This is a genomic window from Enterobacter sp. BIDMC 29 (assembly GCF_019378755.1).
Classification (GTDB): Bacteria; Pseudomonadota; Gammaproteobacteria; order Enterobacterales; family Enterobacteriaceae; genus Enterobacter; species Enterobacter ludwigii.
On the sequence record NZ_CP080000.1, the window covers coordinates 4,812,980 to 4,826,223 of the forward strand.

Here is a 13,244-nt window from a genome sequence, read left to right on the forward strand (position 1 = left end):
TTGATTCATGACGCGGTTATGAATTAATATGCAAATAAAGTGAGTGAATATTCTCTGGAGGGTGTTTTGATTAAGTCAGCGCTATTGGTTCTGGAAGACGGAACCCAGTTTATCGGTCGGGCCATAGGGGCAACGGGTTCGGCGGTTGGGGAAGTCGTTTTCAATACTTCAATGACCGGTTATCAAGAAATCCTCACTGATCCTTCCTATTCTCGCCAAATCGTTACTCTTACTTATCCTCATATCGGCAATGTCGGCACCAATGCTGCTGACGAAGAATCCTCTCAGGTACATGCGCAAGGCCTGGTCATTCGCGACCTGCCGCTGATTGCCAGCAACTACCGCAATACCGAGGACCTCTCTTCCTACCTGAAGCGCCATAACATCGTGGCGATTGCTGATATCGATACCCGTAAGCTGACGCGTCTGCTGCGCGAGAAGGGTGCACAAAACGGTTGTATCATCGCAGGAGATAACCTCGATGCAGCCCTGGCGCTGGAAAAAGCGAAAGCTTTCCCGGGTCTGAACGGCATGGACCTGGCGAAAGAAGTGACCACAGCAGAAGCCTACAGCTGGACGCAGGGAAGCTGGACGCTGGCGGGAGACCTGCCGGAAGCGAAAAAAGAGAGCGACCTGCCATTCCACGTGGTGGCGTACGATTTTGGTGCCAAGCGCAACATCCTGCGTATGCTGGTCGACCGCGGCTGCCGCCTGACGGTCGTCCCGGCGAAAACCTCTGCTGAAGAGGTACTGAAGATGAATCCGGACGGTATCTTCCTGTCCAACGGTCCTGGCGACCCGGCACCGTGCGATTACGCTATCGACGCCATTAAATCCTTCCTGGAAACCGATATCCCGGTATTCGGCATCTGTCTGGGTCATCAGCTGCTGGCGCTGGCGAGCGGTGCTAACACCGTGAAGATGAAGTTCGGTCACCACGGTGGGAACCACCCGGTGAAAGATATCGATAACAACACGGTAATGATTACGGCACAGAACCACGGCTTCGCAGTGGATGAGGCGTCAATGCCTGCTAACCTGCGCGTGACCCACAAGTCTCTGTTCGATGGCACCCTGCAGGGGATTCATCGTACCGATAAGCCAGCGTTCAGCTTCCAGGGCCACCCTGAAGCCAGCCCGGGCCCGCACGATGCCGCGCCGCTGTTCGATCACTTCATCGAACTTATTGAGCAATACCGTAAGACCGCTAAATAATCAGGAGCCGAGAAGACCATGCCAAAACGTACAGACATAAAAAGCATCCTGATCCTTGGCGCTGGCCCGATTGTGATCGGCCAGGCCTGCGAATTCGACTACTCCGGTGCCCAGGCGTGTAAAGCCCTGCGCGAAGAGGGTTACCGCGTTATCCTGGTGAACTCTAACCCGGCCACCATCATGACTGACCCGGAAATGGCAGATGCAACCTACATCGAGCCGATTCACTGGGAAGTGGTACGCAAAATCATCGAAAAAGAGCGTCCGGACGCGGTTCTGCCTACCATGGGCGGCCAGACGGCGCTGAACTGCGCGCTGGAGCTGGAACGTCAGGGCGTGCTGGAAGAGTTCGGCGTGACCATGATTGGTGCGACAGCCGATGCCATTGATAAAGCTGAAGACCGTCGTCGCTTCGACGTGGCGATGAAGAAAATCGGCCTCGACACTGCGCGTTCCGGTATCGCACATACCATGGAAGAAGCGCTGGCCGTGGCGGCTGACGTTGGTTATCCGTGCATTATCCGTCCATCCTTCACCATGGGTGGCACCGGCGGCGGTATTGCCTACAACCGCGAAGAGTTCGAAGAGATTTGTGAACGCGGTCTGGATCTCTCCCCCACCAAAGAGCTGCTGATTGATGAATCGCTGATTGGCTGGAAAGAGTACGAGATGGAAGTGGTGCGTGATAAAAACGACAACTGCATCATCGTCTGCTCCATCGAAAACTTCGATGCGATGGGTATCCACACCGGCGACTCCATCACCGTAGCGCCAGCCCAGACGCTGACCGACAAAGAGTATCAAATCATGCGTAACGCCTCGATGGCGGTACTGCGTGAAATCGGCGTAGAAACGGGTGGCTCTAACGTTCAGTTTGCCGTGAACCCGAAAAACGGTCGCCTGATTGTTATCGAAATGAACCCGCGTGTTTCTCGCTCCTCCGCGCTGGCCTCGAAAGCCACCGGCTTCCCGATTGCGAAAGTGGCCGCGAAACTGGCGGTGGGATATACCCTCGATGAGCTGATGAACGACATCACCGGTGGTCGCACTCCAGCGTCCTTCGAGCCGTCCATCGACTACGTTGTGACCAAGATCCCTCGCTTTAACTTCGAGAAGTTCGCTGGCGCAAACGACCGTCTGACCACGCAGATGAAATCTGTTGGCGAAGTGATGGCGATTGGGCGTACTCAGCAGGAATCCCTGCAGAAAGCGCTGCGCGGCCTGGAAGTGGGGGCCACGGGTTTTGACCCGAAAGTGAGCCTGGAAGACCCTGAAGCGCTGACCAAAATTCGCCGCGAGCTGAAAGACGCAGGCGCAGAGCGTATCTGGTACATCGCAGATGCGTTCCGTGCGGGCCTCTCTGTTGATGGCGTGTTCAACCTGACCAACATCGACCGCTGGTTCCTGGTGCAGATTGAAGAGCTGGTACGTCTGGAAGAAAGAGTCGCGGACCTGGGCATCAATGGCCTGGACGCTGACTTCCTGCGCGTACTGAAGCGTAAAGGCTTCGCCGATGCGCGTCTGGCCAAACTGGCGGGCGTACGTGAAGCGGAAATCCGCAAGCTGCGTGACCAGTATGACCTGCACCCGGTCTACAAACGCGTGGATACCTGTGCAGCGGAGTTCGCGACCGACACCGCTTACATGTACTCCACGTATGAAGATGAGTGTGAAGCGAATCCGTCCGTCGACCGCGACAAGATTATGGTGCTGGGCGGCGGTCCTAACCGTATCGGCCAGGGCATTGAGTTTGACTACTGCTGCGTTCACGCCTCCCTGGCACTGCGCGAAGACGGTTACGAGACCATCATGGTCAACTGTAACCCGGAAACCGTGTCGACCGACTACGATACCTCCGACCGCCTCTACTTTGAGCCGGTAACGCTGGAAGATGTGCTGGAAATCGTGCGTATCGAGAAGCCTAAAGGCGTTATCGTGCAATACGGTGGCCAGACCCCACTGAAACTGGCGCGCGCGCTGGAAGCCGCTGGTGTGCCGGTAATCGGTACCAGCCCGGATGCAATCGACCGTGCAGAAGACCGTGAGCGTTTCCAGCAGGCGGTTGACCGTCTGAAGCTGAAACAGCCAGCCAATGCCACCGTCACCGCTATCGAGATGGCTGTTGAGAAGGCGAAAGAGATTGGCTACCCGCTGGTGGTACGTCCTTCGTACGTGCTGGGCGGCCGCGCGATGGAAATCGTCTACGACGAAGCTGACCTGCGTCGCTACTTCCAGACGGCAGTGAGCGTGTCCAACGATGCGCCGGTTCTGCTCGACCGTTTCCTCGACGATGCCGTTGAAGTGGATGTGGATGCCATCTGTGACGGCGAAATGGTGCTGATTGGCGGTATCATGGAGCACATCGAACAGGCAGGCGTTCACTCCGGTGACTCCGCATGTTCCCTGCCAGCGTACACCCTGAGCCAGGAAATTCAGGACGTGATGCGCCAGCAGGTGCAGAAGCTGGCCTTCGAACTGCAGGTTCGCGGTCTGATGAACGTCCAGTTCGCTGTTAAAGACAACGAAGTCTACCTGATTGAAGTGAACCCGCGCGCAGCACGTACCGTACCGTTCGTCTCCAAAGCTACCGGTGTTCCGCTGGCGAAAGTGGCGGCGCGCGTGATGGCGGGCCAGACGCTGGCACAGCAGGGCGTGACGAAAGAAATTATCCCACCGTACTACTCGGTGAAAGAAGTGGTACTGCCGTTCAACAAATTCCCGGGCGTCGACCCGCTGTTAGGGCCAGAAATGCGTTCTACCGGGGAAGTGATGGGCGTGGGCCGCACCTTCGCAGAAGCGTTCGCGAAGGCGCAGTTAGGCAGTAACTCCACCATGAAAAAATCTGGCCGTGCGCTGCTCTCTGTTCGCGAAGGCGATAAAGAGCGCGTGGTTGACCTGGCGGCTAAGCTGCTGAAACAGGGCTTCGAGCTGGATGCAACCCACGGCACGGCCATTGTGCTGGGTGAAGCGGGCATTAATCCGCGTCTGGTGAACAAGGTGCATGAAGGTCGTCCGCACATTCAGGATCGCATCAAGAATGGCGAATACACCTACATCATTAACACCACCGCAGGTCGTCAGGCGATTGAAGACTCCAAGCTGATTCGCCGCAGCGCGCTGCAGTACAAAGTGCATTACGACACCACCCTTAACGGTGGTTTCGCCACCGCGATGGCACTGAACGCTGATGCCACCGAGAAGGTGATTTCCGTTCAGGAAATGCACGCCCAGATTAACAAGTAAGCCAACATACCCGGCAGTATTCGCTGCCGGGTATTATTCCCACCTTCAGAACCTTCTGGTTTTCCAACCGCATTCAGTCAGTTAGCCTAAAATGGTTAGGTCGATAACGAAATTCAACTGAGAGCAGGGGAAAACACCATGCAAAATAAACTACTGATCGCGTCCGTTCTGGCTGCCACCGCCATGTTTACCGTTGCGGGCTGTTCATCTAATCAGGCAGTAAAAACCACGGATGGCCGTACGATAGTGACTGACGGTAAGCCGCAGGTCGATGATGACACCGGTCTGGTTTCCTATAAAAACGCCGAAACGGGTCAAACTGAACAGATCAACCGTGACCAGGTGAAATCCATGGGCGAACTGGATAACTAGTTCAGATTTCTGACGTTAGCCCGTCAATAATATTCACTATTAGCCTGTTGAATTACTGACTACACTCTTTTGGTAAAAGAAGGCAGTAAAACAACAGGCTAATTAATGATTCTGATAATTTACGCACATCCGTATCCGCATCACTCGCATGCAAATAAACGGATGCTTGAGCAGGTAAGGACGCTTGATAACGTAGAGATACGTTCCCTCTATCAACTTTATCCCGATTTTAATATCGATATCGCCGCCGAACAGGAGGCGCTCTCTCGTGCCGATTTAATTATCTGGCAGCATCCGATGCAATGGTACAGCACCCCTCCGCTCCTCAAACTGTGGATCGATAAAGTCTTTTCCCACGGCTGGGCGTATGGCCACAACGGTCACGCGCTTAAAGGTAAAAGCCTGATGTGGGCCGTGACCACCGGCGGGGGAGAAAGCCACTTCGATATTGGTGCTTTCCCGGGCTTTGAGGTGCTGTCACAGCCGCTGCAGGCGACGGCGCTCTATTGTGGGCTGAACTGGCTCCCTCCTTTTGCGATGCACTGTACGTTCGTTTGCGATGATGAGACGTTGCAGGCGCAGGCACGCCATTATAAACAACGGTTACTTGAGTGGCAGGAGGCGAACAATGGATAGCCATACGCTGATACAGGCGCTGATTTACCTCGGCGCGGCTGCGCTGATTGTACCCGTGGCGGTACGTCTGGGGCTGGGTTCGGTGCTGGGTTACCTCATTGCCGGCTGTGTCATTGGACCGTGGGGCTTCCGTCTGGTGACCGATGCCGAGGCGATTCTCCATTTCGCTGAGATCGGCGTCGTGCTGATGCTGTTTGTAATTGGCCTGGAGCTGGATCCGCGGCGGTTATGGAAACTGCGCGCTTCGGTATTTGGTGGGGGAGCGTTGCAGATGGTGGCCTGTGGTCTGCTGCTGGGTGGGTTCTGTATCCTGCTGGGCATGGACTGGAAAGTTGCGACACTCATCGGCCTGACGCTGGCACTCTCCTCAACAGCCATTGCCATGCAGGCAATGAACGAGCGTAACCTGACGGTCTCTCAGATGGGGCGCAGCGCGTTTTCGGTGCTGCTGTTCCAGGATATTGCCGCCATCCCGCTGGTGGCGATGATCCCGCTGCTGGCCGCAAGCGGTGCCTCAACGACCATGGGAGCTTTTGCGCTTTCCGCGCTGAAAGTGGTTGGTGCCCTGGCGCTGGTTATTCTGCTTGGCCGCTACGTGACCCGACCACTGCTGCGCTTTGTCGCTCGCTCCGGCCTGCGTGAAGTTTTCAGTGCCGTTGCGCTGTTCCTGGTGTTTGGCTTTGGTTTGCTGCTTGAGGAAGCCGGCCTATCGATGGCTATGGGGGCGTTCCTGGCCGGGGTGCTGCTGGCCAGCTCTGAATATCGCCATGCGCTGGAAAGTGATATCGAGCCGTTTAAGGGATTATTGCTGGGGCTGTTTTTCATCGGCGTGGGGATGTCTATCGACTTTGGCACGCTGGTAACGCATCCGCTGCGGATCCTCATCCTGCTGGTCGGTTTCCTGGTCATTAAGATGGGCATGCTGTGGCTGATAGCGCGTCCATTAACGGTGCCCAACAAGCAGCGTCGTTGGTTTGCCGTACTGCTGGGGCAGGGGAGTGAGTTTGCATTCGTGGTCTTTGGCGCGGCACAGATGGCCAACGTACTGGATGCTGAGTGGGCGAAAGCGCTGACGCTTGCCGTCGCACTGTCGATGGCCGCAACGCCTGTTCTGCTGGTGGTGCTGGCGCGTCTGGAAAAAACGGGGAGCGAGCAAGAACGCGAAGCCGACGAGATCGACGAGGAGCAGCCACGGGTGATCATCGCCGGGTTTGGTCGCTTCGGGCAGATCGTGGGCCGTTTGCTGTTGTCGAGCGGGGTCAAAATGGTGATCCTCGACCACGATCCCGACCATGTTGAGACCCTGCGGAAATTCGACATGAAAGTGTTTTACGGGGATGCAACGCGTGTCGATCTGCTGGAGTCCGCCGGGGCGGCGAAAGCCGAAGTGTTGATTAACGCAATCGACGATCCGGAGACCAGCATGCAGATGGTGGAGCTGGTCAAGGAACACTTCCCCGAGCTGACCATTATCTCTCGCGCCCGCGATGTGGATCACTACATCCGGCTGCGTCAGGCAGGGGTGGAGGCGCCAGAGCGTGAAACGTTCGAAGGTGCGCTCAAGTCTGGCCGGATGGCGCTGGAAAATCTGGGGCTAGGTGCCTATGAAGCCCGTGAACGTGCGGACCTGTTCCGCCGCTTTAATACCGAGATGGTGGAAGAGATGGTGGCGATGGCGGGCAGCACAGCCACCGAGCGTGCAGCGGTGTTTAAACGCACCAGCGCGATGCTGACGGAAATCATTAACGAGGACCGCAATCACCTGTCGCTTATCCAGCGTCACGGCTGGCAGGGCACGGAAGAGGGCAAGCATACCGGCGATCCGGCGGACGAACCGGAGAGTAAACCTTCCGCGTGAAGTGGAGTTGCCAGCAATATTAAAAAATTTCTCTATCTTTACTCAGCCGCCAGTCGACGAAAGATTAAGCTTTCCGTATAGTGGCGGCAATTTTTTGCATCCGGGAAATTTTCAATGATCAGTCTGATTGCAGCGCTGGCGGTGGACCGTGTTATCGGTATGGAAAATGCCATGCCGTGGAACCTGCCTGCCGATCTCGCATGGTTTAAACGTACTACGTTAAACAAGCCGGTAGTGATGGGCCGCCTGACCTGGGAGTCGATTGGTCGTCCATTACCGGGCCGTAAAAATATCGTTATCAGTAGCCAGCCTGGCACTGACGATCGCGTCGAATGGGTGAAGTCCGTAGACGAGGCCATTGCCGCATGCGGTAATGCCGAAGAGATCATGGTGATTGGCGGTGGGCGTGTGTACGAACAGTTCCTGCCGAAAGCACAGAAGCTGTATCTGACCCACATTGATGCGGAAGTGGAAGGGGATACGCATTTCCCGGACTACGATCCTGATGAGTGGGAATCTGTCTTCAGTGAATTCCACGACGCGGATGCGCAGAACTCCCACAGCTACTGCTTCGAAATTCTGGAACGTCGCTAAGTGAATGTCCCTCTCCCGTCCGGGGGAGGGAAATCCTCATCAGGAGGCAACGGCCTCGTCTTCCCCTAAGTCCAGCTGTCGGTTGGATGGCTGAACAAAGTACGTTTTATCTTCCCAGCGCAAGCAGGTTAATTCTCCACCCCAGCAGCAGCCGGTATCGAGACCGTAGATCCCCTCCGGTGTGCCTTTTCCTTCAAGCGACGCCCAGTGGCCAAACACCACGTGATAGGCGTTGGTCACCGGACCGGGAATGGCAAACCACGGCTTAAGAGGCGCAGGGGCGCTTTCCGGTGTCTCTTTGCAATACATATCCAGCTGCCCGTTCGGGAAGCAAAAACGCATGCGGGTGAAAGCGTTCGTAATAAAGCGCAGGCGGGCCAGACCGCTAAGATCTTCGCTCCAGTGATTCGGCATATCGCCGTACATCGCGTCGAGGAAGAAAGGATACGAGTCGCTTGCCAGCACCGCTTCAACGTCACGCGCACAGGTTTTCGCCGTCTCAAGATCCCACTGAGGGGTGATCCCGGCATGCGCCATGACCAGTTTTTTCTCTTCATCGATCTGCAGCAGCGGCTGGCGGCGTAGCCAGTTGATGAGAACATCCGCGTCCGGGGCATCCAGCAAAGGCGAGAGACGATCTTTGGGTTTGTTGCGACTGATCCCGGCAAAGACGGCCAGCAAATGCAGATCGTGGTTGCCCAGTACCATGCGCACGCTGTCGCCCAGTGATTTGACGAAGCGTAGAACGTCCAGCGAGCCAGGGCCACGCGCCACTAAATCGCCCGTCAGCCAGAGCGTATCTTGTCCAGGCGTAAAGTCGACCTGTTTTAACAATGCGATCAGTTCATCGTAGCAACCGTGAACGTCGCCAATCAGATATGTAGACATTAGATTAATGAATGAGTGTTGTAACGGCGAGACGGAACACAGGAATAGCAACGCGGAACACATTGCCATCGACGTCGACCATTTCGTAATGGCCCTGCATGGTACCCAGCGGCGTTTCGATCACGGCACCGCTGGTATATTGATACTCTTCGCCAGGGTCGATGTGGGGCTGTTCACCAACCACACCTTCACCCTGAACTTCGATTTCGCGGCCGTTGCCGTTGGTGATAAGCCAGTAGCGCCCAAGCAGTTGCACAGGCATCCGCCCCAGATTGCGAATGGTCACGGTGTAAGCGAAGACAAAACGTTCTTCATCCGGTGAAGACTGGGATTCAACATAAACGCTTTGTACATGGACACATACGCGGGGCGAATCAATCATGGCTTAACTCTCCTTCGGCGGCGCATTTTCGCTGATGTAATTAGCCAGCTTGCAGTACTGTTCTACGGAAATATTTTCTGCACGCATTGCCGGGTCAATACCCAACTCAGTCAGCACTTCAACGGTAAACAGATTGCCCAGGCTGTTACGGATCGTTTTACGGCGCTGGTTAAACGCTTCCGTAGTAATGCGGCTCAGCACGCGCAGGTCTTTCACCGGGTACGGCATTATTTTATGCGGTACAAGACGCACTACCGCAGAGTCCACTTTTGGTGGCGGCGTAAAGGCGGTTGGCGGTACTTCGAGCACCGGGATCACGTTGCAGAAATATTGCGCCATCACGCTCAAACGACCATACGCTTTACTGTTCGGCCCTGCAACCAGACGGTTAACCACCTCTTTTTGCAACATGAAGTGCATGTCGGCAATGGCATCAGTATAGCTAAACAGGTGGAACATTAGCGGTGTGGAAATGTTGTACGGCAGGTTACCGAACACGCGCAGCGGTTGGCCCATTTTTTCCGACAGCTCACCAAAGTTCATGGTCATGGCATCCTGCTGATAAATCGTCAGCTTTGGCCCCAGGAACGGATGAGTTTGCAGGCGTGCGGCGAGATCGCGATCGAGTTCGATAACGGTCAGTTCGTCCAGGCGTTCGCCTACGGGTTCAGTCAGAGCGGCAAGACCCGGGCCGATTTCGACCATAGCCTGACCTTTCTGCGGATTAATGGCAGACACGATACTGTCGATCACGAACTGATCGTTGAGGAAGTTTTGCCCGAAGCGTTTTCGGGCTAAGTGGCCCTGATGGACTCGATTAGTCATTGAGTATTAACAATCATTTTGATGGCGAGATTAAGCGCCGTAATAAAACTGCCGACATCCGCTTTCCCCTGGCCTGCCAGATCCAGCGCAGTACCGTGGTCAACGGACGTTCGAATAAAAGGTAAACCGAGGGTGATATTCACCCCGCGGCCAAAGCCCTGGTATTTTAGCACGGGCAGGCCTTGATCGTGGTACATCGCGAGCACGGCGTCCGCATTATCCAGGTATTTTGGCTGGAAAAGGGTATCGGCAGGCAACGGCCCGCTTAAGTTCATCCCTTTTGCCCGCATTTCTTCAAGCACCGGAATAATGGTGTCGATCTCTTCGGTACCCATATGTCCGCCTTCACCGGCGTGCGGGTTCAGGCCGCAGACCAGCACATGCGGCTGTTTGATGCCGAATTTGGTTTGCAGGTCGTGATGCAGGATCCCGATGATCTCCCGTAAAAGAGACGGAGTAATGGCATCCGGAATGGCCCTGATGGGCAAATGGGTCGTCACGAGGGCAACGCGCATTGCTTCTGTCGCCAGCATCATGACCACTTTCGGGCTGTGTGAGCGCTCTTCAAAGAACTCCGTGTGCCCGGTAAACGGTATCCCCGCCTCGTTGATAACGCCTTTGTGCACGGGACCGGTGATCAGGGCGGCAAATTCACCCTTCAGGCAACCGTCGCAGGCACGCGCCAGCGTCTCTACAACATAGTGGCCGTTTTCGGTACTGAGCTGACCCGGGATGACGGGAGTACGAAGTGGAACAGGAAGAAGCGTAAGCGTGCCGGCTTGCTGTGGTGCAGGCTGCTGGCCTTCAACGTAGGGGATGAGCGTTAAAGGCAGACCGAGCAGCGTTGCCCGGTCTTGTAACAGTGTTGCATCAGCGCAGACAACCAGTTCCACCGGCCAGCTGCGCTGGGCGAGCTGGACAACGAGGTCAGGCCCAATCCCGGCAGGTTCGCCGGGAGTGATCACAACACGATGCTGTTTCATTAGTTACTCAGTACTTTCACATAAGCGCTGGCGCGTTGTTCCTGCATCCAGGTTGCTGCTTCTTCAGAGAACTTACGGTTAAACAGCATGCGGTAGGCTCTGTCTTTCTGCGCCGCGTCCGTTTTATCAACATTGCGGGTATCCAACAGTTCGATCAGATGCCAGCCGAAGGAGGAGTGCACCGGGGCGCTCATCTGGCCTTTGTTCAGCTTCATCAGTGCGTCACGGAACGCAGGATCGTAGATATCTGCGGCCGCCCAGCCCAGATCGCCGCCCTGATTAGCAGAGCCGGGATCCTGAGAGAACTCTTTCGCGGCATTCGCAAACGAGGTTTTTCCGCTCTTGATGTCTGCAGCAATCTGTTGCAGTTTCACGCGCGCCTGATCGTCAGTCATGATAGGTGACGGCTTGAGGAGAATATGGCGAGCGTGAACTTCGGTAACAGAAATGTTCTGACTCTGACCGCGCAGATCGTTCACTTTCAGGATGTGGAAGCCCACGCCTGAACGGATGGGACCCACGATGTCACCTTTCTTCGCCGTGCTCAGCGCCTGGGCAAAGATGGAAGGCAGCTCCTGGATACGTCCCCAGCCCATCTGGCCGCCTTTCAGCGCCTGTTGGTCAGCGGAGTAGGTGATGGCCAGTTTGCCAAAGTCACCGCCGTTACGTGCCTGCTCGACAATCGAACGCGCCTGGCTTTCAGCTTCCGCAGCCTGGTCGGAGGTTGGGTTCTCTGGCAGCGGGATCAGAATGTGGCTCAGGTTCAGTTCGGTGCTGGCGTCGTTCTGGTTACCCACCTGTTTTGCCAGCGCGTCCACTTCCTGAGGCAGGATCGTGACGCGACGACGGACTTCATTGTTGCGCACTTCCGAAATCAGCATCTCTTTACGGATCTGATTACGGTACGTTGCATAGCTGATGCCATCATAGGCCAGACGGCTGCGCATCTGGTCCAGGCTCATGTTGTTCTGCTTCGCGATGTTAGCAATGGCCTGATCGAGCTGCTCGTCAGTGACCTTCACACCCATTTTCTGACCCATTTGCAGGACAATCTGATCCATGATCAGACGTTCCAGGATCTGATGGCGCAGGGTAGCGTCATCCGGGAGTTGCTGACCTGCTTCACCCGAATTGAGCTTCACAGATTTCATCAAACCGTCAACGTCGCTTTCGAGCACGACGCCGTTGTTAACCACAGCGGCGACCTTATCAACAACCTGGGGGGCCGCGAAGCTGGTATTCGCAACCATAGCGACACCGAGCAGCAGCGTTTTCCAGTTCTTCATACTTTTTCCATTTCAATTAACCGCAAAGCGGATTACGTTGCAAATTAAGCACATTACAAGGAACTGCGGTACGGCAGAATGTTCGAGCGCAGCATCTGCTGCGTGCCCAGGCCGTAGTTGGAGCTCAGGCCGCGCAGTTCGACATTAAAGCCAATCACGTTATCGTATTTGCCCTGTTCATTCTTGGTATCCCAGCCGTTAAGCTTACGTTCGTAACCGACACGCAGCGCGTAGCAGCAGGAGTTATATTGCAGACCAACCATCTGGTCAGCAGGTTTACTGGTGTTGGTGTCAAAGTAGTAAGCACCGACGATTGACCAGCGATCGGCGATTGGCCAACTCGCTGCGCCACCCACCTGCGAGATGCCGTCTTTGTACTGATCCGTATTCGCATAGTTTGGCAACGTGGCCTGAATATATTCCGGGCTGGCGTAACGATAGGTCAACTGCAGCATACGGTCTTCATCACGACGATATTCAATCGCCGCACTGCTTGTCGCAACGTTGTTGAGACGCGTATCGTACTGCACACCCCCGCGTAAACCCCAGCGATCGGTCATACGCCAGTAGGTATCACCCGCCCACACCAGAGAACCCGTTTTGTCGTCTTTCTCCCAGTTAATGTTGTCATCACCGGTCCGGGACTCGGTGAAATAGTAGATTTGACCAACAGAAACGTTAAAACGTTCAACGGCGGCATCATCATAAACGCGTGTTGTGACGCCGGTCGTTAACTGGTTTGCTGACGCAATACGGTCGAGGCCACCGTAGGTACGGTCGCGGAACAGACCGCTGTAGTCAGACTGCAGGAATGAGGAGTCATAGTTCTGAATGTTGCTCTGATCGCGATACGGGACGTACAGATACTGCATACGTGGCTCAAGCGTCTGGGTATAACCCTCCGCCAGAAGACCCATATCGCGTTCGAAGATCAGTTTTCCGTCCATTTTGAACTGCGGCAG

Annotated in this window: 12 protein-coding genes; 6 read left to right on the forward strand and 6 right to left on the reverse strand. The window is 55.5% G+C overall.

Going from position 1 to position 13,244, the window contains the following annotated elements; genetic code table 11:
• Nucleotides 1-66: 66 nt before the first annotated feature.
• From carA to folA, 6 genes are all read left to right on the forward strand, one after another.
• Nucleotides 67-1,215 (forward strand): glutamine-hydrolyzing carbamoyl-phosphate synthase small subunit, encoded by a 1,149-nt coding sequence (gene carA / locus JTA15_RS20940; protein WP_020882556.1) that lies wholly within the window; start codon nucleotides 67-69, stop codon nucleotides 1,213-1,215.
• An 18-nt stretch (nucleotides 1,216-1,233) separates the two neighbouring features.
• The gene (carB, locus tag JTA15_RS20945) at nucleotides 1,234-4,458 is read left to right on the forward strand and encodes a carbamoyl-phosphate synthase large subunit (protein ID WP_014168589.1); all 3,225 of its coding nucleotides are present in this window, start codon (nucleotides 1,234-1,236) and stop codon (nucleotides 4,456-4,458) included.
• Between the two features lie 138 nt (nucleotides 4,459-4,596).
• On the forward strand, nucleotides 4,597-4,830 hold the full coding sequence (locus tag JTA15_RS20950) for a YgdI/YgdR family lipoprotein (protein WP_010427047.1): 234 nt from the start codon (nucleotides 4,597-4,599) through the stop codon (nucleotides 4,828-4,830).
• Between the two features lie 105 nt (nucleotides 4,831-4,935).
• Nucleotides 4,936-5,466 carry a glutathione-regulated potassium-efflux system oxidoreductase KefF gene (kefF, locus tag JTA15_RS20955; RefSeq protein WP_020882557.1) on the forward strand — a complete coding sequence of 177 codons (531 nt, stop codon included), beginning with the start codon at nucleotides 4,936-4,938 and terminating at the stop codon, nucleotides 5,464-5,466.
• Nucleotides 5,459-7,324, forward strand: coding sequence for a glutathione-regulated potassium-efflux system protein KefC (kefC, locus tag JTA15_RS20960; protein ID WP_020882558.1), 1,866 nt, complete (start codon nucleotides 5,459-5,461; stop codon nucleotides 7,322-7,324). Before kefF ends, kefC begins: the two co-directional genes overlap by 8 nt.
• Before the next feature lie 114 nt (nucleotides 7,325-7,438).
• Nucleotides 7,439-7,918: a type 3 dihydrofolate reductase gene (gene folA / locus JTA15_RS20965; RefSeq protein ID WP_008502023.1), complete on the forward strand. Its 480-nt coding sequence runs from the start codon at nucleotides 7,439-7,441 to the stop codon at nucleotides 7,916-7,918.
• A gap of 39 nt (nucleotides 7,919-7,957) precedes the next feature.
• Here the strand turns inward: folA and apaH are convergent, their stop codons facing one another.
• From apaH to lptD, 6 genes are all read right to left on the reverse strand, one after another.
• On the reverse strand, nucleotides 7,958-8,806 hold the full coding sequence (gene apaH, locus JTA15_RS20970; protein ID WP_219372684.1) for a bis(5'-nucleosyl)-tetraphosphatase (symmetrical) ApaH: 849 nt from the start codon (nucleotides 8,804-8,806) through the stop codon (nucleotides 7,958-7,960).
• A 4-nt stretch (nucleotides 8,807-8,810) separates the two neighbouring features.
• Nucleotides 8,811-9,188: a Co2+/Mg2+ efflux protein ApaG gene (apaG, locus tag JTA15_RS20975; protein WP_014168594.1), complete on the reverse strand. Its 378-nt coding sequence runs from the start codon at nucleotides 9,186-9,188 to the stop codon at nucleotides 8,811-8,813.
• 3 nt (nucleotides 9,189-9,191) lie between these two features.
• The gene (gene rsmA, locus JTA15_RS20980; RefSeq protein WP_014168595.1) at nucleotides 9,192-10,013 is read right to left on the reverse strand and encodes a 16S rRNA (adenine(1518)-N(6)/adenine(1519)-N(6))-dimethyltransferase RsmA; all 822 of its coding nucleotides are present in this window, start codon (nucleotides 10,011-10,013) and stop codon (nucleotides 9,192-9,194) included.
• The gene (pdxA, locus tag JTA15_RS20985; RefSeq protein WP_020882559.1) at nucleotides 10,010-10,996 is read right to left on the reverse strand and encodes a 4-hydroxythreonine-4-phosphate dehydrogenase PdxA; all 987 of its coding nucleotides are present in this window, start codon (nucleotides 10,994-10,996) and stop codon (nucleotides 10,010-10,012) included. Before pdxA ends, rsmA begins: the two co-directional genes overlap by 4 nt.
• A complete protein-coding gene (gene surA / locus JTA15_RS20990; protein ID WP_014168597.1) occupies nucleotides 10,996-12,282 on the reverse strand; it encodes a peptidylprolyl isomerase SurA in 1,287 nt (428 codons plus the stop codon). Before surA ends, pdxA begins: the two co-directional genes overlap by 1 nt.
• A gap of 53 nt (nucleotides 12,283-12,335) precedes the next feature.
• A partial coding sequence (gene lptD / locus JTA15_RS20995; RefSeq protein WP_219372685.1) for an LPS assembly protein LptD occupies nucleotides 12,336-13,244 on the reverse strand: 909 nt, incomplete at its 5' end.